We start from the raw sequence: 22,918 nt of genomic DNA, 5'->3' as shown, positions 1-22,918 counted from the left end.
GAAAGGGAAGTGACAAGATGCATGTACTTGATTTATTCAAGCTTGATGGGAAGACAGCTATCGTAACGGGAGGTGGGAGAGGACTCGGTGCTCAAATTGCTGAAGGTTTTGCAGAAGCAGGGGCAAATGTCGTGCTTTGCTCAAGAAAATTGGAAGCTTGCCAAGAGGCGAGTAAACGTTTAAAGGAAAAAGGTGCAGGTGCTTTAGCGATTGCCTGCGATGTCACGAAACAGGAAGAGGTTAAGAATGTTGTTGCAGAAACAGTGAAGCATTTTGGCAGGATAGATATCTTGGTCAATAATAGTGGAGCGTCATGGGCAGCGCCTGTAGTAGAGATGTCGTTAGCAGCATGGCAGAAAGTGATGGACGTAAATGTGACAGGTACTTTTCTAATGAGCCAGGAAGTTGGCAAGGTGATGATCAAACAAAAGTATGGAAAAATCATTAACATTGCTTCTATTGCGGGATTTGGCGGAACTGATCCAAGTGTGATGGACACGATAGGCTACAATACAAGCAAAGGCGCAATCATCACCTTTACGAAGGATCTCGCTGTTAAATGGGGACAGTACAACATTCATGTCAACGCGATTGCACCGGGGTTTTTCCCAACGAAGATGTCGAACGTATTAATTGAAATCGGGAAAGAAAAAATTCTCGAAGGAACGCCGTTGCAGCGATTAGGCAATCATTCAGATTTGAAAGGTGCAGCCTTATTTCTTGCTTCAAATGCATCTGATTATGTGACAGGAGATATATTAACAGTGGATGGCGGAGCACACGCACGATAAAAGGAGTCTTATCATCCGAAATTGGCGAATTATAAGTCAATGATAACTATTTACGAGCCAACCTTGCAATTGATCAGCCAAATGCTGCATTATCGAAATAAATGAAAAATGGAGGCGCCATGAAAGAAAAAATTACAGAACAAAGCGTGCTTCTCTTTGAAAAGAAAGGCTTTAGCCAAACTTCTATTCAAGACATTGTTGATGCTTTGAACGTCACAAAAGGAACATTTTATTATTATTTTTCTAGTAAGGAACAATTATTGATGGAGATTCACTTTCATTATATTGCTGATCTTTTACAAAGACAAAGAACCATCATAGCAGATGACACATCGACATATAAAGAGAAGCTGAGAAGAATGATTCGTCTCTTAATCTTTGATATTCGCGACAAAGGTGCAAGCGCCCGCGTTTTTTTTCGTGAAATGAAGCACTTGTCAGATGCAAATGCAGAAAAAATAAAACAAAAACGAGACGCATTTCGTTGTAATATCGAAAAACTAATTAGAGATGGAGTCAGCAATGGAGAATTTTCTAAAGAACTGCAAGCTGATATGATTGCATTCGGCATTTTAGGTGTAACAAATTGGAGCTATCAGTGGTACGATCCAAATGGAAAAATTTCAGAAGATGCATTATCCACCATTTTTGTAAATATGATTTTAAATGGGATCGCAGCCGACTCCATCCACAACTCCACTGTAATGAACTGACGTTTTCGTCAAATTATCATGATGGAATCGTTCCAAAATGTGTAAGAGAATAATTGTTTCATAAAAAAGAATCATGACTCAAAAGTTTGGAGGAAAGGGGAAGGAGCATACAAGAAAATGATACAAATAGAAAAAGACACAATCAAAGTACGAAAGGGAGAGGAATTAAATAATGCGGCATTAGAGCAGTTTTTACATAAAGAATTAGTTGAAGTGCCAAATGGAAATCTGGAAATAGAGCAATTTGGTGCTGGACATTCGAATTTAACCTATTTGTTGCGAATAGGGGAGTGGGAGGCAGTATTACGCAGGCCCCCTTTAGGCCCAGTCGCTCCGAAAGCACATGATATGCAAAGAGAGTACGAGATTTTATCGAGTTTGCATCCGGTTTTTCCAGCAGCACCAAAGCCGTATGTTTTTTCCAGCGATGAAAGCATTGTCGGGAGTCCATTTTTTTTGATGGAAAGAAAAAAAGGGATTGTCGTCGATGATGCTTTCCCAAAAAGTGTTACGTATACGAGTGAGCTTGGCCGCCATCTTTCCGAATTAATGGTAGATACATTGGCCGCGCTCCATGACATTCACTACAAAGAAACGCGGTTAACAAAGCTAAGCAAGCCTGATGGGTTTTTAGAGAGGCAGGTAAGCGGCTGGATTGGCCGTTATGAACGTGCAAAAACGGATGAAGTGAAAGAGGTTGGCGAATTGACAAAGTGGCTGGAGCGCCATCTGCCACAGTCCCCGGAACCGACTATTATTCATTACGATTATAAGTTAAATAATATGATGTTTTCAAAGGATTTTTCTAAAGTAACAGGCTTGTTTGATTGGGAAATGACGACTGTTGGCGACCCTTTGGCTGACTTGGGAGCTGCAATGAGCTATTGGATTGAAGCCGACGACCCTGAGCTATTAAAAAATGGGCTTGGGAAACCGCCCGTTACGATATTAGATGGATTTTTCACAAGAGAGGCTTTTATTGAGCGCTATGCAAAGAAAAGCGGCCGTGATGTCTCGAATATCCATTTCTATTTAACATTTGCTTATTTTAAGCTAGCTGTTATTTGTCAGCAAATATATTATCGCTATCAAAAAGGCCAGACTCGCGATCCACGATTTGCTCACTTTAACCAATTTGTAAAGACATTGATTCAATACGCACTGTTAACAGCAAACAAACGATAAAGGCAAAATCGGAGTGTGAAACGATGCCTACCATTCATCTATTGTTTAAAAAAGAAGAAATCGATGCAGTAAAAATGAAGGAAAATAAAGTAGCTGTTATTTTGGATATTTTACTGGCGACTTCCACAATAACAGCTTGTTTATACGGGGGAGCTAAAAAAATCATTGCTGTTCGTCACAAGGAAGAGGCTTTAGAAGAGATAAAACACCTTAAAAAAGGAAGCTTCTGTCTTGTTGGAGAGTATAAGGGCAAAACAATGGAAGGCTTCCTTGATCCAACTCCACGGCAATTAGAAAAATTAATCAACGGAAAAACAGTCGTGCTATCGACAACAAATGGGACGGTGGCCATACGAAAAGCAGCAAGTGCTAAACAGGTGTATATCGCTTCGCTGCTAAATGGCTCTGCAATTGCTAAGCACATCGCCTTCGCCCATCAAAAAGAGACAATCATCGTCGTTTGTGCAGGTTCCCAACATCAATTTTGTCTGGAGGATTTTTATGGAGCAGGTTATTTTATTGATCAGCTTGTAAGCGCTTCTTCTGGTCATTGGGAATTGACGGATGCTGCAAACGCAGCTTTGTTGTTTTTCAAAAATTCAGAAGCGCCTACAGCCATCTTAAAAGCGTCAAAAGTCGGAGAAATGCTTATCCAGAACGGCTTGGAAGAAGAAATCGCTTTTATATCACGTCTTGGCATCATGCCGATTGTTCCTTATGTATGTGACGGAAACATGATAATAAAGACTGTTCAAGGGTAGGGAGATGAGAGGTAGGAAGTAGATGGACGAAGAAAAAGCCTCTATTGATGGATGTATCATTTTATCCCACATCTAACTGGCGAGTCAAGCCCCCCACTTCAGGGAGTAAGAGGAATCAGAAGTCTAGGTGGGGGATGACTGAAAGTCAAATGTATCGATGGTTTGGGCTGACAGGAAAGGAAAAGCTTACTTAATCAACATCGCACGAAGAAAAGCGGTTTCCTTTTCGAGGACGCCTGCGACCTTAGTTTCTACTTACCCCACTGATGGAAGTATCACTTTATTGCCTAACTTGATGTCGACTCGCAGCAGCCAGCCTTCGTTCTTTTTGCATAGCAAGTAAAAAATTTTTGAAAGCGGGTGTATAGATGATGAAAGCAATACAATTTACACAATATGGCGGCCCTGAGGTGCTGACATTAGTGGATAAAGAAAAACCAATACCAAAAGCTCATGAGGTGCTTATTGATATAAGAGCGATCGGCGTTAATTATGCGGATACGGCACGCCGTGAAGGGAAATATGTTGTTCCAACTGTTCTTCCTTTTATCCCTGGTTCAGAAGTAGCAGGAATCGTAATAGAAACGGGAAAAGATGTAAAGAACATCGAGAAAGGCATGCGCGTTGCAGCATTAATCGAATCAGGCGGTTATGCAGAGTATGCTTTAGCTCCTGAAGCGGCACTTATTCCGATTCCCGATGATGTTGATTTTAACAAAGCAGCTGCCCTTCCGCTCCAAGGCTTAACTGCTTACCATATTTTAAAAACGATGGGAAGGCTTGAGGACGGAGAGTGTGTGCTTGTTCACGCAGCAGCAGGGGGAGTTGGCTCGATCGCAGTTCAGCTTGCGAAACGTTTTGGGGCAGGGAAAGTGATAGCCACAGCTAGTACGGCTGAAAAATTAGCATTTGCTGAGAAGCTCGGGGCTGATCATCTTATTAACTACACAGAAGATGGATGGGAAGAACGTGTTCGTGAGTTGACAGATGGAAAAGGGGTTGATGTCGCACTGGAAATGGCAGGGGGCGATGTGTTTCAAAAAACTGCTGCATGTTTGGCTCCGTTTGGAAGATTAATCATTTATGGTGTCGCGAGTGGGGAGCAAGTACCTTTTTATCCATCATCATTAATGCGCTACAATCAATCAGTTATTGGCTTTTTTTTGCCGCAAATGATGAAAAAGCAAAAAGAATTCCAGAGCAGTTTGCAAGAACTAGTCGCTTGCATGAAAAATGGCACGTTAGAATTAACAGTTGGCGGTGTTCACCCGTTGTCTGAAGCAGCACAAGTTCATAAAATGCTGCAAGGCAGAAAAACAAAAGGAAAACTGATTCTAGTACCTTAATACTGGACCATAAAAGGAAAAAAATAAGAGGTGAAAAGCGATGAACAAAGCTCATTTTCAATTTTGGCCAAAACGAATTGCGAAAACGTTGACAGTACCAGAGACGACATTGTATGAAAATCTTGCGATGACAACAAAAAAGTATCCTTCGAAAATCGCGCTTTATTATTATGGCAAACAATATTCATACGAACAGCTATTTCATGAAGTAGAGGCGTTTGCTGGCTACCTTGAACATTCTTTAGGCGTTCAAAAAGGACAAAAAGTATTATTATTTATGCAAAATGCACCGCAATTTATCATTAGTTATTTTGCACTTCTCCGTATTCGTGCTGTCGTTGTTCCGATTAATCCAATGAATACAACAGATGAATTGGCTTTTTATATAAATGATTGTCAAATAAAGCATGCAATCGTTGGCCAGGAGCTGTATGATCGCGTTGCACCGCTTCGGCATAGTACAACACTAGAACAAATAATTGTTGCCGCCTATTCCGATTATGCGCTAGTAGAACAGGAAGAGAATAAACTTCCAAAAGAAGTAAGTTCTCCTCGCCACTCATTTCCAGAGGCAATTTTGTGGACGGATGCCCTTGCCTTAGGTCATATGCCTTCCGTTTATGAGGGACATAAAGATGATATCGCAGTCCTTCCTTATACATCAGGGACAACAGGTTTGCCGAAAGGATGCGTACATACAAATGCGACAGTGCAGGCAAACACAGTTGGTGCATATCATTGGATGAACATCACTTCTGATACTGTTTCGCTGGCAACGCTGCCACTTTTCCATGTAACTGGCATGCTTCATAGTATGCATACACCTATTTACGCAGGCGGCGCGATTGTGATGATGACAAGATGGAATCGCGATGACGCTGGAAGGTTGATAGAATCTTTGCGCTGCACACATTGGATAAACATTAGTACGATGCTGATCGATTTTCTCTCTAATCCTCGTTTGGAAACATATGATATTTCTTCCCTTCAAGCGATTGCAGGCGGAGGTGCGCCGCTTCCGGCAGCTGTCGGGGAGAAGCTGTACCAACTAACGGGTCTGCATTTTGTAGAAGGCTATGGTTTATCAGAGTCAATGTCGCATACGCACTTTAATCCGCCTGATCGTCCAAAGCTTCAATGTCTTGGAATCCCTGCTTTTGATGTCGACGCACGCATCATTGATCCAATCACTAGCGAAGAACTCGGTGCAGGCCAGGAAGGAGAGTTGATTGTGAACGGGCCGCAATTGTTTAAAGGCTACTACAACCGAGATGACGACAATAGACAGTCTTTTATGAAACTAGGGGATCGAACATTTTTTAGAACGGGTGATATTGCCAAAATGGATGAAGAAGGATATTTTTTTATCGTCGATCGCGTGAAACGGATGATCAATGCTTCAGGCTATAAAGTTTGGCCAACTGAAGTAGAATCTCATCTATATAAGCATCCAGCTGTTCAACAGGCCTGTGTCGTCGGTGTTCCTGATTCGAGAAGAGGAGAAACGGTGAAAGCATTTATCATCTTGAATGATCCATATATAGGAAAAATATCTGAAACAGAAATCATTGAATGGTCGAAACAGCAAATGGCAGCTTACAAATATCCAAGAATCATTGAATTTCGCGACACGTTCCCGACAACGAGCAGTGGAAAAATCTTATGGAGAAAAATGCAAGCAGCAGAACGGGAAAGAGAACCAGAAACGCGCTGAACAGAGGAGGCGAATATTTCCATTAGTGGGATGAAGCAGCTCCCACTAATGGCAATAAAGGTGTAACTAAGTTACGAAATAAGAAAGATCATCATCTTTGAATGATAGATTAAAAGTGTGAGGGTGGAAACGATGTGGGTTTTTCACATAGAAGTATTTAATTAGAAAATGCAACGAGATCATCTCAGTCATATATTCTAAAAAATGCTATGTGTTGAAAATTTTAACGCTAAGATAGGAGAGGGCACTTGTGCCATATTGCCACGAGCCTTCGTGAGTTGGTAAGAGTAAATCACAAGTTGTTATTAATCAGCAAAAATGCGCTTTTCAAACTTTGAGATTACTTTAAAGTGTAGGGTATATTGAAGAAATTTAAGAGCCTTGCTTGAAGCAGTACACCGAACTTTATTGATTATACTGCAAAAGAAAAGCTAACCTATAAGTTATCATATAAATAGAAGGTCAGCCTTTCTTTATTTCATCCTTGCTATATCATGAGAATTGGTTGTCGATCGATCCATCACTTTGCTCCTTTATCTTTTGTTTTTCTAATTTTGCTTTTAGTTCCCAAAAACCGGGAGTTGCGTCCACATCGTAACCTTTGATGGCCTTGATGAGATGATATTTTAATTCTTGGGCTAAATCATCTCGTTCGTTATAGCTAGTAAGTGTTAAAGTTTTTCTTAGTTTTGGTTCAAACAAATTAATAATCGTTTCCAATGCCTGATTGCTTTCCTTTGACTCTTTTACTAATTCATACAGTACAATGGTCACCACTATTCATTCCTTCCTGAATTTTTTGCTGTTTCACCTAAATGGTGAATGGATTCCTCTAGCTTTTCCAATTTTTTTTCAAAACGAATAAAAAGGTAAATGGTTATTGCTATCGGAAAACCAACATTGCTTAGGATTGTGATAAATTGAGGCATTTCTGCAACAGTCATCTTTATTTCACCTCCTTATTAGATTTTAAAAATTGATACATATTTTGCAGTGCTTTTCGGTGTGTTTTGGAAATTGATTGTTGGGTTTTGTTTAGAAGAGTAGCGATTTCTGTATCAGTAAGTCCCTTCACATAAGTTAAAAAAATGATTTGTTTCTGTCTCGCCGTTAAGGTTTCAATTGCTCGATATAGTGCAGGGTCAATGATGTAATCAGATAAACGATCGCTATTTAAAATGTCATCAATCTTAATTTCCGATTTAGAATCGACGATAAAATCTTTAAAAGTACTATCTTCATCTTTTTTTAGCGGCTTATCAACTGTTAATGGATGGCGATACAATACTTTGCGATGTCTCTTATCAAAATTGATTGCATTATAGTATAAGGTGGAAGAGATAAAGGAAGTAAATCTAATGTAAAAGTAGAATTTCTTAAACGCAATATCTAATGCTTCATTGTTTTCTTTTGTTGGATTGCAAATCGCCTTAGTCAAAATAACTCGATGCTTTTCATTTTGGAGAAAAGATTGAACAATGTTGTTCTCGAACAATTCCTTGTTTTTTTCTTTGAACTTTTTGATGCCTTGCAAGCAGACTGTATCCATTTTATTAAATATCAATGCGCTCTCCCCCTTTCCATCAGAATAATCGTTCCAGTTTGGCGATGAAAAATGACCACTAAAACTCATTCAAGAAGCAGGGAATCTTTGTCTTCAGCTGATATTGGTAGTGAACTATCTATTATACCATTTATTTCATTATATTTTACAAAATTTAAAAAATTCTTTAAACCCCTCCTTTTTCTTATTTTTTCCGTAAGAAAAATTCATGATTATCCAAGCCTAAACATGATTCTTAACATTTTTTCTCATCCCTCCTTTCACTGTTATTATTAGTATGTAGAAAAAGAGCCTTGGTTAATAAAAAATACAACCTAATTTTTAAAATAGTAAAATAGGTATATTTTTTATAATAGAATATTACATGACTTTCTGTTGTCGAAAAGATGGTTTTATCAGCAGTATGAATCATTTTTGCAGGGATTTTAGCAATTAGTCACGAAATTAGGTAAAGAGTACACAAATTGAGGTGATAAAATGGGAAAATTTTCATATATGAGTAATGATGCGGTCGGTTTAGCTTCAATGGTAAAGAAGAAAGAGATAAAACCGCAGGAACTGGTGGATGCTGCCCTTAAGAGGCTGTACGAAGTAAATCCGAAACTGAATGCTGTTATCCATGTAATGGAAGAAAAAGCGAGACAGCAAGCAGAGCAGCAGCTTTCTGGACCGTTAGCTGGAGTGCCGATGCTATTAAAAAATATTTCACAGGCGATTGCAGGAGAGCCGTTGACATCTGGAGCGAAGCTGTTCCAGCACCACTTGGCACAGTCCGATTCTCATTTTACTGCGAAGCTTCGAGACGCTGGCGCTATTTTTCTCGGATTTACGAATGTACCGGAGTTTGGATTAATGGCAATAACGGAGCCTGAATTGCATGGATCTACGAGAAATCCTTGGAATGTAGATTATACACCGGGCGGTTCAAGCGGTGGCTCTGCTGCGGCAGTAGCGGCAGGGATAGTACCTGTTGCTGGCGCTAGTGATGGCGGTGGTTCGATTCGGATTCCTTCTGCTTATTGCGGCTGTTTTGGTTTAAAACCAACACGTGGACGTACTCCAGTAGGACCGGGTGTTGGTCGGCAATGGCAAGGAGCCTCCATTGATTTTGTTATTTCTCGTACTGTACGGGACAGTGCAGCAATGCTTGACGTGCTTCAAACAGTGCAACAAGCAGCAGCCTATCAAACACCTCTGTACGAAGGGAAATTTTTAGATGTTGTTCAAGCACCATCAACGCGTAAATTTCGCATTGCTTACACTACTGAATCGCCAGTAGGAACACCCGTACATGAAGAAGCGAAGCAAGCTGTCCACAAAATGGTCAACTGGCTAGCGGCGGAAGGACATTATGTAGAAGAGAAGCATGGTCCAGTTGATGGACATGCTGTCATGCATAGCTATTTTACAATGAATAATGGGGAAATTGCCGCAATGATCGCTTCGATTGAGAAACAGATTGGCCGCAGCATCACAGCTGAGGACGTTGAAGTAATCACGTGGGTATTAAACGTTGCTGGCCATAACGTTAGTGCAAAGGATTTCGTCTTAAGCTTGGAGCAATGGGATGTTGCAGCAGCGCAAATGGCAGCATTCCATGAAACATACGATTTCTATGTCACTCCAACAAATGCGTTCCCGCCAGCTAAAGTTGGAGAATTGATTCCGAACGAGGAACAAAGGAAGCATTTATTAACAATCAGTGAATTGTCTACAGCAGAACAAACAGAGATGATTAATCAAATGTTTGAGGCAAGCTTGAAGCGGACGCCATTCACTCAGCTCGCTAATTTGACTGGCCAGCCGGCTATGACAGTTCCAACACATGTGACAAAAGATGGGCTTCCGCTTGGGGTGCAATTTGTTGCACCAAAAGGAAGAGAGGATTTATTATTGACGATTGCAGCACACATTGAACAAGCTGATATTTGGGAAGGGATGAAGAAAAACCCGATGATGAAAAGCTCAGGTGAACTTGTTTAACTAAGCAAACATAGGAATTTTTCAATTTAATAGAATGGAGATGATGTTTTGATGGATCCATTTATGCAGCGAGCGATTAAACTGGCGGTCAAAAATGTGAAAGAAGGCGGGCAGCCGTTTGGGGCGGTGCTTGTGAAAGACGGAGAGATCATTTCCGAGGGTGTAAATGAGCTTCATCTTCATTATGATGTAAGTGGTCATGCAGAAATGCTTGCAATTCGCAGAGCACAAAAAAAGCTGCAAACAGCAGATTTACATGATTATGTTATGTACGCAAGTGGAGAGCCTTGCCCGATGTGTTTAACAGCGATGTATCAAATCGGTATTAAAAAAGTATATTTCTGGGCATCTATCGAAGATGCTGAAAAAGTTGGTTTAGGAAAGTCGAAAGTAATTTATGAGGAGCTTTCTAAAAACCGGGAAGACCGGTCAATAGAAATGATTTATCTATCTGAAGAAGAGATTGAGGAGAATCCGCTTAAAATGTGGGAAAAGAAAAACCGTTCATAAGACAGCTTGGGGATGCTCCCCAAGCTGTTTTTTAAAGGAAAAAAGAAACGATTGGGAAAATGGAAGTCAGCGTTCTTCTCGATGTATTATTGGCATTCAGCTTTTTATTTAATTCGTTTTCCAATAAAAATTTGTCGTGACTGCTACAGGCTTAAAACATAGGTTTTAGATGAAATAATCGGTAAATTTTTTGGAATGAAGTCGCTTAAAATTTGGAGAGGGAACGAAAAACGATGAATCTTTATCCATACTTTCTTGTAAACGTGTTATTAATCTCTAGTGGCAAACATTACTTTATTACCAATCTGTAACAATAATCTGATGAAATAAAGGAGATAGTTGACGATATAACAAATGATTACCAAAAACAAGGCTCTTAAAATTACGAAAGGAGAGAATTTATATGTACATTTCTTTTTCACCGCAGCAGCAGATAGGTTTAGCAAATGTAAGTTATCAGTCTCATCATCATTTGCCCAAAAATACTATTGATAACAATGGAATGTCTGGAAGACGTGAAGCTGTAAACAAAGGTATGATATTCGGAAATAGCATGGGTACATCTTTAGGAGGAAAAGCGAAGAAAAACAGTATGTTGGACAGTCTCATCCAACAGAAAGAAAATTTACTGGAAAGTAAAAATGCCCTTATTGAGAAAAATCTTGAAAACGGCGGCAATTTATTATCTATTAAAGAAAAGCTGGAAAGTATTGATAAACAAATTCAAGAAGTGAATGAGCAGATAAGTAAAATTCATTTTGAAGAACAGCAGAAAGCACTTAACATGGAAGGCAAAAGCAAGAAAACCGAAAACACAAACCAAACTGCAGATAACGATTCCTCTCACTGGGTGCAGACAGACGACTCTATCAATAAAATGAATGGTGTTGTATATCTTTCAAGTCAATTATCACAGGTTAAAGCTTTATCTTCGCAAAAGACTTCATTATCTGGTGAGGTGCGAATATTAAACTATGAAATAAAATTGGATGAGTCAAGGAGAGTTAATCCTGCCGCGAAAAGACAAAAAGTCGCTAAAATAGAGGATAACATTAAAAAAATGGATGAAATAATCGGTGACAGCTTAAAAAATGTAAACACGAAAATCAAAGACAGCACGTTGACTAACAAAGTTGATAAAAATGAAGAGAGTAAGATTAAGAACAGTAATAAAAACATTGAGGATACAGATAAAAGCTTGATGAAACTAGCTGAACAAAAATATCAGAATGATAGCGACAACATCAATAATCATGAAAATATGAATATAACCATTTAAATATGATTGGTTTTCAATAAAGGATGTAGGCTCAATTCTCACAACCTAAGCTGGTCAGAAAGTAATAACTGATTCATCACCATCGCCCAGTTTTGGATGAGTCCATTTTTCTATTGATTTCTAATTATTTTATACTTTTTAATAGAGCGTTTTCGTTAGGGAGTGTTCCTTTTTGGCAGCTTTCCTCTATCCTGCCGATAAAAAAACGATACTGCGAAGGAAGAGCCGTACACTCTCTTACTTACACAGTTTCGTTTACACTCCCAAACTGATTTAATGATTACGAATCAATAGGAATCTTCGTTATGTTTGCAGCTTGATGCTTGTTTTGTTCCGTGCCATCTAGACAAGCTTGCAGCTCCTCTTGCAAAATTCTCATCGCCATTTTTCCTGTGTTTTCAATAGGTCTTGGCATGAATTCTAAAAGTTTTACTCCTAAATCCAGCTTCATTCGGATCATTTTCTTTAAAAGGTTTTCATCCATGTTCTATCCCTCCAAACTGTATGTTAAGTTTGTCTTCTTCGAACTTTGCGCCTTGAATATGAAGGTGGGCCAATGTTCTTGGCAGTACTATATTCCGTTTTATGGAGCCAGCACGTATAATCAGTTCATCTCCTTTTTGACTTAATGACAAATCTTGTTTATCCGTAAACGGAAGATGGAGAGAAAGACAGTAATGATCGCCATCCTTTGTAATTTGTTGGGTACGCAAGTTGAATTTTACAGCGCTAGGGTTGTCATCATTGTTAAAAAGGGCGCTTCCCATCCGTTTTAACATGTTTATTCCTACCACCTCATGATCGAATAATGGTGCATAATAGATAGGTAGCGGCTGAAAGCTATCTTCAATGATGATCTTATACTCATGCTGTGTTTCTTTCCATGCATGAAAATATGGATCAGTAACACTATCAGGGATTAAGCGATTAACCATAATGGCATCGACATTGTAATCATATAAATTCAAATACGTAAAACTGCGCTGTGCCTCTTTAATAACCATTTTTTCAGGATTGACAACGATTCGTACACTAGTAATCTCTCGATTGGAAAAGATTTTTCGCATTTCATCTAGCTGATCCAAAATATTTCCAAGTTCACCCATGACGTCATCGGTTGGGAGTGGAATTCCCAAAAGCGGCTGTGCAACAGGTCGAAGAACCTTTAACGCTTTTCGCTTCATAGGGAATAGCTTTTCCATCCACCACCTCAGCATATCTGGAAAGCTTAGCATCGCTAACGTTTCCCCTGTTGGAGCACAATCAATAATGATGACATCGTATATTTTTTCTTTATAATATTGCAGAACCCGAAGCAGGCTCATTAAATCCTCCATGCCTGGAAACATTGTCAGCTCTTCCGTTGTAATATCGTCAACCGCTTTTGAAGTGAAAAGAAGAGTAATATATGATTGAATTTTTCCCCAGCCTTTTTCCATCTCGTAGGTGGTGTCAATTTCTTGCGCCCAAAGATTTTCTGCAACTTGCTGCGGTTCTGAAGTCAGCTTCATACTAAAAGAATCGCCTAAGCTGTGAGCAGGATCGGTGCTCATCACTAATGTTTTTTTGCCTGCCTGTGCACATTGGAGCGCAGTAGCTGCTGAGATGCTTGTTTTACCAACGCCGCCTTTGCCAGTGTATAGCATGATTCTCATAAAAACGCCTCCTTTAATTGTTCACTAACCGAATAGTACGAACATCGTAATATTCATCGGAATAAAAGCCTGCGAAGAGGCTCTCATTGAATCGGAATATGCTTGATCTTAGGTGAGGGTGCTTGTTTCTTGCCCTCTAGCTCCTTATCTGCTATCTGTTTTACTATTTTCTTAAAGATTTGAAGCAAGAAAACTTTCTCCTCTTCTGTCAACATTTCAGTCACAAGCTTAAAATAATGAGCAGCAGCAGCCCTCACTTCTTTTACAAGCTGATGGCCTTCCTCGGTTAAGGCAATGAGAACAATTCTTCTATCTGTCTCGCTGCGATATCGTTCTAAATAGCCTTTTTTCACGAGACGATTGACAACTCCAGTTGTCGTGCTCATCGGGATATCAAGAAACCCAGCGATGTCGCTCATGATCACTTCATCATTTTTACTCATCCAAAGAAGGCAAAATATTTCGGTTTTCGATAAGGAAAGATCGATGCTAATCCATTCTTCAGGAGAAAAAAGTTTACGGGCATGATTCAGTAAAAAATCTAAAAAATCCTCATATTGAACCAAGTATTTCATCCTCCGTATATTTCGATGTTCATAATATTATCGTTTAGATTAACGTATTTTTGCTGTCCTGTCAATCTGTATGGAGGAGATAGGGCTATTTTTCATGAAGTTAGCCGCTGTTTAAAAAGAAGTTGTAGAAAAAAGCCGAACATTAAGATGCTATGAGCATATACTCTCCAATAAATATGAAACAAACAAAAGCTGCATATTTTTTTATCGCCTTTTTACTTTAGTCTCTGATGTCTGCTATACAAACGATTTTCAATAACAAAAACATATGCAGTATCAATCATTTCGATGAAAGAGGTGAACTTGTTGAACAAATGTTACAGCGAATCCTAATTATTGAATAAAGAAAGGAGAAATATTGTATGAACAAAATAAGATTAATGCTCATGATGAGTATTTTATTCATTTCAGTTGTTATGTTTGGCCATACAGCTCATGCGGAAACATCGCAAAACATAGATGTTTATGAACAATTGCAGCTTAGAGAAGATTTTGGCTTTCCTGTCGATGAAAAAACAGTAGAAAGAATGCTTTCTTCAAATGAGTTTAGTCAAGATGAGTATGGAATTCTTTTGACAAAAGCAGAACAAATCATGATGAAGGAAAAGTTTCGTATGCAGAATGAGGTTGTACCGAGGTTAAAAGAACTGCTTCAGTTAAATCATATCGAACCAGCCGGTATTATCATTAATCAGAAAGAAAATAATATTATTGTCATGGTAAAGGAATTGGATAAACTACAACACATCATAGACAATGAAGCACTTTTTTCTGTTGATCATACTATAGTGAAGTATATAAACGCACAATACTCTGAAAAAGATCTGGACGAATTTTCTCATGCTATTTGGGAAGCAGCTGATCACCTATTAACAGAGGGAATAGAAATTGTTTCAACATCTATTGAATTAAAAGATGAAAAAGTTCATATTGGTGTTTATGATAAAACGAACGCTACAGAACAGAAAATCATCCAATATTTTTCATCATTTCCGGTTGAAGTGATGGAAGTCGAAGAACCTACAGATTTTGCGTCTCCTTATGGGGGAGAAAAAATCGTATCTGAAAGAGGTGCAGGCTGCAGTGTTGGATATTCCGCTAAAAGCAGCTCAACATATTATTTAGTAACAGCGGGACATTGCAGCCTTGAAAACGGAAAGTTTCTCTCAGGAGAAGACTGGTACTACAAATCAAAATCTAATAGCAACTATTTAGGTACAGCATATGATTATCAATATCGAGGCGCAGTAGATGCTATGATCATAAAAGTATCATCAAGCAAGACAAACAACAAAATTAATATTAATGGCAGCAGTAGAACAATGACTTCATCAGAGGGAAGAAATGCTGACAATGTAGGTCAAATTGTATGTAGAGTAGGGTTTGCTTCTGGCAAAGCTCAATGCGGGGAGCTAAAAAGTAAAAATGTTTCATATAGAATTAATGGCGTTCAATTTAATAATCTAAGAGGGGCGTCCGTTACCTCTACAAACGGAGACAGTGGAGGAACCATATACGCAGATTATAAATATATTGGCATCACAAAAGGCAGGGGAGGCGGTTATAATACAACCTATTCACAAATTGGCGAAATCAATTCAAGTTTAGGCATCTCTACTATTATTAGATAATATTTGAAAGGAACAGTTCGAAGCTGTTCCTTTTTATCAATAAATGAAACGAGAGCGCCCGCTGTAACAGGTTTACGGTTATATCTAGTCAACATTCTATTTGATATAATAGGCTATAAAAATGTAAGATCACTATATGAAAGGGGGAAATGATACATGAGCATCATTTATCAACAGCCTGTAGATGTCGGCGCATTGGCTGCATTTATTGCAGAGTTGAATACGGACAAGCAGCATCATGTTGGTTATTGTGGGGAGAAAGCGTCTGAAATTGCTAATACTTTAACCACTAACTTTTCTGATGATGATTTAGATCGTTCATTCGCTGTTGCCTATAAAGATGGAAAAATGATTGGGGCACTTGGATTTGATGTTGATACGGAAGAAGCGGAAGCAGAGATATGGGGGCCTTTTATTAATAGACAAGAAGATTGGCTGCAAATCGCTGAAAATCTATGGGACACAAGCATGTCCAAATTGAATGGCTCAGTTCATACTTTTTATGGGTTTTATCATGAAGAGAATCAAAGCGCTCAAAAATGGATGAAAAAACTGAATGCAGAGCAAAAGGGAACACATGCGATTCTAAAAGCGGAACGTTCCTCTTTTGTCCATAAACCGAAACATCGTTTACAAGAAATTACTGCTGACTACTATGCTGATTTTATTAACTTGCATGATACTGTATTTCCAGATACGTATTATAACGGGGAAGCAGTTATTCGAAGATTAGGTGATGAGCATAAGCTATTTATAATAATTGAAGAGAAGCGAATGCTTGGATATGTATATGTAGAGGGTAGTTCTGAATTTAAAGAGGGCAATATAGAATACATTGCAGTTTCACAAGATGCGAGAAAGAAAGGCATTGGAACAGAGCTTTTACATGGTGCTTTGCATTATTTCTTTCACAAGCTTCAGATTGATAAGACATATATTTGTGTTCACATTAACAATGAAAAGGCGATCAAACTTTATCGTAAGGCGGGTTTCCGTGAAGTGAGTATTTTAAATAACTATATTCTCCGTTTGTTATGATTATCTTCAAACATTGCGATCTTATCCTGGTGGACTTTCTGTTCAACAGGTTATTTTTTGTCGGAAATTCGTCATGAAACCTATTCTAAATGCCTGCTACTTTTCGATTAAGGCCAATGGTAATTTTATCTAGTGTATGATAAAATATGACTATCTTTTTATAGTAAAAATTTTCGAGTTTAATTAACTGAAAATTTATTTAACGGGCGAAAATGAGAGCATTTCCTCTACTTTGCCTAGTCAATAGAAATCTTATTTGTTTGGAAAACAAAGTGAGGTGGTCTCTATAAAATAAAAATCTCCATACTTTACGAAGTTGGAGATAAAGGTCATTGTTTAAAAAACAAAACGAAGAAGCTATTTTATCCCACATCTAACTGGCAGTAAGACCCCCACCTCAAGAGTAAGAGGAAACGAAGAAGTCTAGGTGGGGGATAAGAGAAAACCCCCACTGATGGAAGTTTCACTTTATCCCACATCTAACTGACAGTAAGCCCCTCAGTAGAGGAGTCAAAGAAGTCTAGGTGTGGGTTAACTAAGTCAAATGTCCGATTTCGAGGACGTTGCGACTTTAGCTTTTTTACTATTTTTATAAGTGGGGGATGAGAGAAACTCCCACTGATGGAAGTTTCACTTTATGTTCATATGGAGGAATTTTTTATTATGTTATTTTTGAGAAAAGGTTTTAGTTTAAGATTACAATTAATGATGATGATCTTTTTAATTTTATCAGGAGCTCTCATTACTACATTTATCATTGCTTATGAACAAGCAAAACAGCAGGTGATTGATGTAGGCGGGGAAATGTTCAGCAATGTTTTAAAAGATTCTGTCGGCTTTATGGATGCAATGAATGAAAGGGTAATAGCTGGAGACCTCACGTTAGAAGAAGCGCAGGAAATTGCTAGAACATATATTCTTGGACCGAAGCAAGCAGATGGAACAAGAGACATCTCTAAAACAAAAATGTCTACGAATGATTATATGTATGTCTGGGCAGCGAATCCTGACAACGTCTTTACAATGCATTCATTTGATGTAGAAGGGCATGATTTATCAGATTACAATATTAATGGCAAATACACAGTGAAAGACAGCTGGGCCAATAAAGAGAAAATCGGCCATGTTTTTGAAGAGCTTTGGCAAAATGAAGGGGAACCAGTCTATACCTTTATCGCTTACCAAGATTATTATGCACCATGGGATTGGGTAGTAGGCGCCGGCGGCAGGAAAGAAATTATTTACAAGAATCGGTTAGCGGGGATGAAACATATGTTTATGATCGCCAGTGCTGCTGCATTGGTTATTTCTCTTGGCATTGCATACTTTTTTGCAAATAAAATTGCAAATAAAATGGCACAAATCAATGTTGCAATTGGTAAAGCAAGTACGGGCGACTTTACAGAAACTGTACAAATTACGTATAAAGACGAGTTTGGGCAATTATCTGATAACTTCAATAAAATGACTGATGACTTAAAAAGTATGATCAACCAAGTTACACTAACAACGAATTCTGTTGCTTCAGCGGCTGAGGAATTAACCGCCAACACTGAATCAGTCAGTGTTGCTACGAAACAAATTGCTGAAACGGCGCAGACTGTTGCTTCGGGAGCGGACAATCAAGCACGAAGTATAGGGGAATCAAGCCGAACGATGGATGAAATATCTTCAAGCATTCAGCATGTTGCCTCCAACACTGAAGAAATGGCTAATGCTGCGGTTGATACAACTACGTTGGCTGAAACCGGAGATGAAGTGGTGAACAAGGCTGTCAGACAGATGGATTCGATTACTGCAACTGTCCATACAACCGAATCAGCAATCGTTGAGCTTGGCAATCGCTCGAATGAAATCGGTGAAATTGTCAATGTCATTACGCAAATTGCCTCTCAAACAAATTTGTTGGCTCTAAATGCTGCAATTGAAGCTTCACGAGCAGGTGAGCATGGCCGAGGATTTGCAGTAGTTGCCGATGAAGTAAGGAAGCTTGCCGAACAATCGTCTGCATCAGCGCTTCAAATTACGGAGCTTATTTCTCATATTCAAAATGAGACCAACTTTGTCGTTCAAAAGATGAAAACAAGCACCAGCGAGGTTGCTAATGGCATGGAGTTAGTGAAGCGAGCTGGGGAAATGTTTGAACAAATAAAAGAAGCAGCTAATGTCGTAGCGGCTCAGGCTCAAGATGTATCTGCTTCTGTGGAAGAAGTGACTGCTGGAGTTGAACAAATTGTAGTTGCTGCTGATACATTACATGAGATCGCCCATACATCGTCTGAAGGGGCGCAGGGCATGTCAGCAGCAACAGAAGAGCAGCTTGCTTCAATGGAAGAAATATCATCCTCTGCGGCATCATTGGAGAAGATGGCTGAAGAGCTTCAATTATTTATGAATAAGTTTAAAATTTAACTAGTTTGTTAATAAGATGGGGCTGTCTGATAAGTCCTTAAAACGAAAGCAACTAAGGGAAAATGAAAATTTTTCCTTAGTTGCCTTTAAATTTAAATGTCACAATCATATCGAGGAATATTTTTTGTATTACAATGAATGCCACCACCGTATAAATTTAATGCAAGTGTATGAATAGGAATGACTTGCTTATCAGGAAAAACAACTTGTAAGGTAGCAAGAGCTTCCTCATCTTTTTCTTTTATAGAAAGTGGCAGACCGGGTTCATAATAAGATTGAGCCAACACAACTTCATTTAGAATAAGAAAGTTACAATAGCTTAAAGCAGGTAAAACTGTTATTTTTTTTGTTGGAAAAGATGACCCGTCTAATAACGTTTCCTGTTCATTAACAGGCTCCCATAAATAATAAGCGTCATCCTCAGGTGTCAATTCAATATAAATCGGTTCTGGCATAGGTAATGTTACTATTTTAAAAGGTTCACCATTACTTTGAGTGGCTTCTTTTAGTACGTCAAATGCTGCATCCATTCTCACTTTATTGTATTGATGAATGAGATTATCCTTAGCTTCCTCTTCTGTAACACGAGCTAACACGATTGTGTCTTCACTAGCAAAACGACAAATTTCATCAATATGCCCATTGGCAGAGGCGGAACGATAAGCATCAAATTTTCCTGTTGGACCTGGAATGGGCCCCATTAGATAGTGTTCATCTTCATATGATCCGTGAGGAATCCAAATAATTTTTTCTAAACCATAGACATTTTTAAAGGTTTGCTCAATTTCTTCTTTTGTTTTATGACTGTTTCGTTTTTTTACTTCAGTATCTTCAATCGCCATCATCACACCGGCACTATTAAATTCATGGTTCCCACCTTCTGTGATTAAGTCAGTCTTAATACAATTTTTTATACCTAGACATTCAGCTTGAAATAGAGAAAATTGATTAAGAACTTGACTTGTTTCATCCTCCAATCCATAGTACCCGTAACTATCAAATAGATGATGAACATGAGCTAATTCATTTCCAGATTGAATAACATCAATCCCAAAATCTCTCGGATAAATAATAGGTGCTGGATATTCTACGTAATGAATATGATCAGTTTGACGTAAGTTCTTTTTTATTAAATTGTTAGCTCGTGTTTTTACATTAGCATCAAAACACACAATATGAATATCGACATCAGTTGGCATATTTTTTACCATTTCCAATGCAACTCGGTCTACATTTAATTGACGTGTTGCCCATTCTCCTATCGGCCAACACATCCAAACACTTTTTTGTGGAGAAAACTCTCCAGCAACATAAGGTTTCATCAGCTACACTCCGCGTATTATATATTTAAGAACTAATGTTCTGGATAATAGAATTGGAACGGATCCAACTGGGAATATGTTGAATCCTCCTGTAGATCAACTACAATTAAAGACTGTAACCCAGACAATTGTTGTACTCTAAACGCACAAGCTGTATCCAAGCTTATTCCAAAATCACATGTAAGGAGGTCCTTTCCTTGAAATGATTTGCAGGTATTGATGTTAGCTCTCAATAACTTGATATATGTTTCCTTTCCAGCAATGATACACGTTTGGATCATAAAAATTATTAAATCAACTTTAATATGTTAGACTCCTAACATATTAAAATAAAATACAAAAAAAGTCAAACATAAATAAGTTAATGTATAAAGTGATAAATCGAGGTTTCAAGAACAAATGAAATGTTAAAAAGACAGTTAGTGCTTATTGGATTTTTTTCAAAAATGAATTTGTTGGTGATTGTAAAGTTTAAAGGTTAGGAGTAAGTCGTTTTGTCATTTGATAAAGGGGCTCCAGAAAGTTAGATTACTGACTTTCTGGAGCCCCATTTTTTTCAGTTCGTATTACGATGAAACAATGCCAGCTGTTTCTTCCATTCTTTTTGCAACAGCCTCTGAAAACTCCGTCGTTGTTTTTGGTACGTAAGATTTTAAGACAGCATTGATCATTGGTGCTTTTGCTCCTTTGGCTGTTATATCAAGGCAGCCAGTCATTCGCGTCTTTTTTTCTTCCAATGCCTCTGCTTGAAAATAGCCGTGTCCAGCGAAATTTTCATTGATTCCAGTAAGGTCAAAGGTTACCTTTGTTGGTTCTTTCCATTCTTTAATATTCACTTGAAGATGAATGGTTTTTTTAATAATACCGAGATCACTTTTAAATTTCCAAGTAGAAATGCGTTCGTTAATCATCTCATGTTCGATATATCCAGGGATTAATGGAGCCCAGTGATCCATGTCACTAACGAAGTTCCAGATTGTATAGATAGGTAGGTCTAAGTCAATTGTATGAACACCATTTGACATTCCTTTTCCTCCTTTTCTACATGCTAGCAAGTCGTACTGCCTTCATCCATATACTCAAAAAGCAAGCTCTCTCCAGCAAGCGAGGGTAGAGTATTTATCCCACATCTAACTGGCGAGTCAAGACCCCCACCTTGGGGAGTAAGAGGAATCAGAAGCGCTAGGTGAGGGATAACTGAAAGTCAAATGTCCGATTGTTTCGGGCCGACAGGATAAGGAAAGCTTCGAGAGCGAATACATCGCACGAAGAAAAAGCGGTTTCCTTTTTCGAGGACGCCTGCGATCTTAGCCTTTGTTCTATTTTTTATCAGTGGGGGAAAATCCCAACTGATGGAAGTCTCACTTTATCTGATCCCTCCGTTCTTATTACTTCACTAAAATTATGACAATAAAATAAAGCATCATCAAGCTTAATCCGAGCGGAAAACCGAAGCGTGCCCATTCTTTACTTGTGATCTGAAGTTTGCCAGCTGCGATAATATTCGGTATGTTTCCAGGAATGAGCATGCCTCCGCTGATGAGGAGACCTAATAAAATGGCTCTAATCGTCGCATGATCCATTACTGGACTAATTTCAGCAGCAGTAAGAGTAGCATTATCCAATATCGCGGAGACCATATTTACCCAATAAAGAAAAAGAGGACTCAATCCAATTATGTAGCGATGAATCAATGGCTCAAATCCTGCACCTAATAAAGTCAATCCCATGACGAAAAGATAAATTTTACCTGTTCGAATAAGAATTTCTTGATAACTATCCTTTATAGATTTGGATGATCGATGAATGGCTCCCTTTGGCTTAACGAGAAATATGGTTAGGACTCCTAAGAGAAGAATTGCCGCCATGACATCAGGTCCAATTAAGCGCAGAAGGAAGAAAAAATCCTCATTTAATTTACTTGTTGCAATGGTGGAAAGCGGCTCTCCAATAGGTGTAAGTGCTGCCCCAAGACCAATGGAAAAGCAGGCCAAAATAACGAAACGCTGCTCAGATTTGTTATCCAACCTTAATGTCGACGCAATCATGACCAGGATCAATGCAGAAATAATCGCTGTAATGATACTGGAAATGAATCCTAATATGACTACAAGTAGTGCCATAAAAAACCTTGTAGACAATTTTTGATTAATGGCATAGATGCCTTTTTCCAGAGGTGTTTGAAACCACTTGAATAAGAGTCCTGCTATGAGAACGGCAAGAGAAAGATTAATGGGATCTTCTAAAGCCTTCAAAAATAAAGGCCTCTGCAATTGACCACTAACGGTAGCTGCTAACAATCCCATTGCAAACAGAAATATTTCCAGATGCTGTTCCACAGCTTTTGATGAAAATGGTAGGAAGAGGACGAGTACGAAAATAATGAGTAATCCAATAATCATAAGCTAGTTCCTTTGCGTATTTTTAGTGTTATTTTAT

Annotated in this window: 21 protein-coding genes; 12 read left to right on the top strand and 9 right to left on the bottom strand. The window is 38.6% G+C overall.

Annotated elements, in window-relative coordinates:
* Window positions 1–17 precede the first annotated feature (17 nt).
* From J2S08_RS05615 to J2S08_RS05590, 6 genes are all read left to right on the top strand, one after another.
* A complete protein-coding gene (locus J2S08_RS05615; RefSeq protein ID WP_307227497.1) occupies window positions 18–791 on the top strand; it encodes an SDR family oxidoreductase in 774 nt (257 codons plus the stop codon).
* Window positions 792–910: 119 nt separating this feature from the next.
* Entirely contained in the window at window positions 911–1,504 is a 594-nt protein-coding gene (locus J2S08_RS05610) for a TetR/AcrR family transcriptional regulator (protein WP_307227495.1), read from the top strand.
* A gap of 117 nt (window positions 1,505–1,621) precedes the next feature.
* Entirely contained in the window at window positions 1,622–2,689 is a 1,068-nt protein-coding gene (locus J2S08_RS05605) for a phosphotransferase family protein (RefSeq protein ID WP_307227493.1), read from the top strand.
* Window positions 2,690–2,712: 23 nt separating this feature from the next.
* On the top strand, window positions 2,713–3,450 hold the full coding sequence (locus J2S08_RS05600; RefSeq protein ID WP_307227491.1) for a 2-phosphosulfolactate phosphatase: 738 nt from the start codon (window positions 2,713–2,715) through the stop codon (window positions 3,448–3,450).
* 371 nt (window positions 3,451–3,821) lie between these two features.
* Window positions 3,822–4,796, top strand: coding sequence for a quinone oxidoreductase family protein (locus tag J2S08_RS05595; RefSeq protein WP_307227647.1), 975 nt, complete (start codon window positions 3,822–3,824; stop codon window positions 4,794–4,796).
* 40 nt (window positions 4,797–4,836) lie between these two features.
* Complete coding sequence (locus J2S08_RS05590; protein WP_307227488.1) at window positions 4,837–6,510, top strand: long-chain fatty acid--CoA ligase; 1,674 nt, start codon at window positions 4,837–4,839, stop codon at window positions 6,508–6,510.
* Window positions 6,511–7,002: 492 nt separating this feature from the next.
* Here the strand turns inward: J2S08_RS05590 and J2S08_RS05585 are convergent, their stop codons facing one another.
* From J2S08_RS05585 to J2S08_RS05575, 3 genes are read right to left on the bottom strand one after another with little or no spacing between them, the layout of a single operon-like run.
* Window positions 7,003–7,287 carry a helix-turn-helix domain-containing protein gene (locus J2S08_RS05585; protein ID WP_307227486.1) on the bottom strand — a complete coding sequence of 95 codons (285 nt, stop codon included), beginning with the start codon at window positions 7,285–7,287 and terminating at the stop codon, window positions 7,003–7,005.
* Window positions 7,287–7,454 carry a YvrJ family protein gene (locus tag J2S08_RS05580; RefSeq protein ID WP_307227484.1) on the bottom strand — a complete coding sequence of 56 codons (168 nt, stop codon included), beginning with the start codon at window positions 7,452–7,454 and terminating at the stop codon, window positions 7,287–7,289. The genes J2S08_RS05585 and J2S08_RS05580 overlap by 1 nt, the downstream gene beginning before the upstream one ends.
* Before the next feature lie 2 nt (window positions 7,455–7,456).
* Window positions 7,457–8,074, bottom strand: coding sequence for a sigma-70 family RNA polymerase sigma factor (locus J2S08_RS05575; RefSeq protein ID WP_307227482.1), 618 nt, complete (start codon window positions 8,072–8,074; stop codon window positions 7,457–7,459).
* A 477-nt stretch (window positions 8,075–8,551) separates the two neighbouring features.
* Between J2S08_RS05575 and J2S08_RS05570 the strand changes: the two genes are divergently transcribed.
* From J2S08_RS05570 to J2S08_RS05560, 3 genes are all read left to right on the top strand, one after another.
* A complete protein-coding gene (locus tag J2S08_RS05570) occupies window positions 8,552–10,057 on the top strand; it encodes an amidase family protein (protein WP_307227480.1) in 1,506 nt (501 codons plus the stop codon).
* A 51-nt stretch (window positions 10,058–10,108) separates the two neighbouring features.
* Window positions 10,109–10,567: a nucleoside deaminase gene (locus J2S08_RS05565; RefSeq protein WP_307227479.1), complete on the top strand. Its 459-nt coding sequence runs from the start codon at window positions 10,109–10,111 to the stop codon at window positions 10,565–10,567.
* A 403-nt stretch (window positions 10,568–10,970) separates the two neighbouring features.
* Entirely contained in the window at window positions 10,971–11,846 is an 876-nt protein-coding gene (locus J2S08_RS05560) for a hypothetical protein (protein ID WP_307227477.1), read from the top strand.
* A 280-nt stretch (window positions 11,847–12,126) separates the two neighbouring features.
* Here J2S08_RS05560 and J2S08_RS05555 read toward each other — a convergent pair whose 3' ends face one another.
* The 3 genes from J2S08_RS05555 to J2S08_RS05545 all read right to left on the bottom strand — a co-directional run bounded on the left by J2S08_RS05555 (window position 12,127) and on the right by J2S08_RS05545 (window position 14,067).
* Window positions 12,127–12,330 carry a hypothetical protein gene (locus J2S08_RS05555; protein ID WP_307227475.1) on the bottom strand — a complete coding sequence of 68 codons (204 nt, stop codon included), beginning with the start codon at window positions 12,328–12,330 and terminating at the stop codon, window positions 12,127–12,129.
* Window positions 12,323–13,501, bottom strand: coding sequence for an ArsA family ATPase (locus J2S08_RS05550; RefSeq protein ID WP_307227474.1), 1,179 nt, complete (start codon window positions 13,499–13,501; stop codon window positions 12,323–12,325). Before J2S08_RS05550 ends, J2S08_RS05555 begins: the two co-directional genes overlap by 8 nt.
* An 83-nt stretch (window positions 13,502–13,584) precedes the next feature.
* A complete protein-coding gene (locus J2S08_RS05545; RefSeq protein ID WP_307227471.1) occupies window positions 13,585–14,067 on the bottom strand; it encodes a MarR family winged helix-turn-helix transcriptional regulator in 483 nt (160 codons plus the stop codon).
* A gap of 371 nt (window positions 14,068–14,438) precedes the next feature.
* Here J2S08_RS05545 and J2S08_RS05540 point away from each other — a divergent pair, with 371 nt between their 5' ends.
* The 3 genes from J2S08_RS05540 (at window position 14,439) to J2S08_RS05530 (ending at window position 19,157) form a co-directional block, all read left to right on the top strand.
* The gene (locus J2S08_RS05540; RefSeq protein ID WP_307227469.1) at window positions 14,439–15,707 is read left to right on the top strand and encodes a S1 family peptidase; all 1,269 of its coding nucleotides are present in this window, start codon (window positions 14,439–14,441) and stop codon (window positions 15,705–15,707) included.
* A gap of 156 nt (window positions 15,708–15,863) precedes the next feature.
* Window positions 15,864–16,745 carry a GNAT family N-acetyltransferase gene (locus tag J2S08_RS05535; RefSeq protein ID WP_307227467.1) on the top strand — a complete coding sequence of 294 codons (882 nt, stop codon included), beginning with the start codon at window positions 15,864–15,866 and terminating at the stop codon, window positions 16,743–16,745.
* A 663-nt stretch (window positions 16,746–17,408) separates the two neighbouring features.
* Window positions 17,409–19,157 carry a methyl-accepting chemotaxis protein gene (locus J2S08_RS05530; RefSeq protein ID WP_307227465.1) on the top strand — a complete coding sequence of 583 codons (1,749 nt, stop codon included), beginning with the start codon at window positions 17,409–17,411 and terminating at the stop codon, window positions 19,155–19,157.
* Window positions 19,158–19,249: 92 nt separating this feature from the next.
* Here J2S08_RS05530 and J2S08_RS05525 read toward each other — a convergent pair whose 3' ends face one another.
* The 3 genes from J2S08_RS05525 to J2S08_RS05515 form a co-directional block, all read right to left on the bottom strand.
* Window positions 19,250–20,479, bottom strand: coding sequence for an agmatine deiminase family protein (locus tag J2S08_RS05525; RefSeq protein WP_307227462.1), 1,230 nt, complete (start codon window positions 20,477–20,479; stop codon window positions 19,250–19,252).
* 566 nt (window positions 20,480–21,045) lie between these two features.
* Entirely contained in the window at window positions 21,046–21,504 is a 459-nt protein-coding gene (locus tag J2S08_RS05520) for a CoxG family protein (protein ID WP_307227460.1), read from the bottom strand.
* Between the two features lie 363 nt (window positions 21,505–21,867).
* Entirely contained in the window at window positions 21,868–22,881 is a 1,014-nt protein-coding gene (locus J2S08_RS05515; protein ID WP_307227458.1) for a DUF1646 family protein, read from the bottom strand.
* Window positions 22,882–22,918: the final 37 nt, after the last annotated feature.

This window comes from Bacillus chungangensis (assembly GCF_030812995.1).
Lineage (GTDB): Bacteria > Bacillota > Bacilli > Bacillales > Bacillaceae_C > Bacillus_CF > Bacillus_CF chungangensis.
The sequence above is the reverse complement of the archived record's forward strand: the minus strand, read 5'-3'. Positions and strand labels throughout refer to the sequence as shown.

Coding starts and splice junctions, on each gene's coding strand:
- J2S08_RS05590 (WP_307227488.1), top strand. CDS start 4,837: ATGAACAAAGCTCATTTTCAATTTTGGCCAAAACGAATTGCGAAAACG.
- J2S08_RS05565 (WP_307227479.1), top strand. CDS start 10,109: ATGGATCCATTTATGCAGCGAGCGATTAAACTGGCGGTCAAAAATGTG.
- J2S08_RS05540 (WP_307227469.1), top strand. CDS start 14,439: ATGAACAAAATAAGATTAATGCTCATGATGAGTATTTTATTCATTTCA.
- J2S08_RS05615 (WP_307227497.1), top strand. CDS start 18: ATGCATGTACTTGATTTATTCAAGCTTGATGGGAAGACAGCTATCGTA.
- J2S08_RS05555 (WP_307227475.1), bottom strand. CDS start 12,330: ATGGATGAAAACCTTTTAAAGAAAATGATCCGAATGAAGCTGGATTTA.
- J2S08_RS05530 (WP_307227465.1), top strand. CDS start 17,409: ATGTTATTTTTGAGAAAAGGTTTTAGTTTAAGATTACAATTAATGATG.
- J2S08_RS05600 (WP_307227491.1), top strand. CDS start 2,713: ATGCCTACCATTCATCTATTGTTTAAAAAAGAAGAAATCGATGCAGTA.
- J2S08_RS05535 (WP_307227467.1), top strand. CDS start 15,864: ATGAGCATCATTTATCAACAGCCTGTAGATGTCGGCGCATTGGCTGCA.
- J2S08_RS05610 (WP_307227495.1), top strand. CDS start 911: ATGAAAGAAAAAATTACAGAACAAAGCGTGCTTCTCTTTGAAAAGAAA.
- J2S08_RS05595 (WP_307227647.1), top strand. CDS start 3,822: ATGAAAGCAATACAATTTACACAATATGGCGGCCCTGAGGTGCTGACA.
- J2S08_RS05580 (WP_307227484.1), bottom strand. CDS start 7,454: ATGACTGTTGCAGAAATGCCTCAATTTATCACAATCCTAAGCAATGTT.
- J2S08_RS05560 (WP_307227477.1), top strand. CDS start 10,971: ATGTACATTTCTTTTTCACCGCAGCAGCAGATAGGTTTAGCAAATGTA.
- J2S08_RS05525 (WP_307227462.1), bottom strand. CDS start 20,479: ATGAAACCTTATGTTGCTGGAGAGTTTTCTCCACAAAAAAGTGTTTGG.
- J2S08_RS05605 (WP_307227493.1), top strand. CDS start 1,622: ATGATACAAATAGAAAAAGACACAATCAAAGTACGAAAGGGAGAGGAA.
- J2S08_RS05520 (WP_307227460.1), bottom strand. CDS start 21,504: ATGTCAAATGGTGTTCATACAATTGACTTAGACCTACCTATCTATACA.
- J2S08_RS05515 (WP_307227458.1), bottom strand. CDS start 22,881: ATGATTATTGGATTACTCATTATTTTCGTACTCGTCCTCTTCCTACCA.
- J2S08_RS05550 (WP_307227474.1), bottom strand. CDS start 13,501: ATGAGAATCATGCTATACACTGGCAAAGGCGGCGTTGGTAAAACAAGC.
- J2S08_RS05570 (WP_307227480.1), top strand. CDS start 8,552: ATGGGAAAATTTTCATATATGAGTAATGATGCGGTCGGTTTAGCTTCA.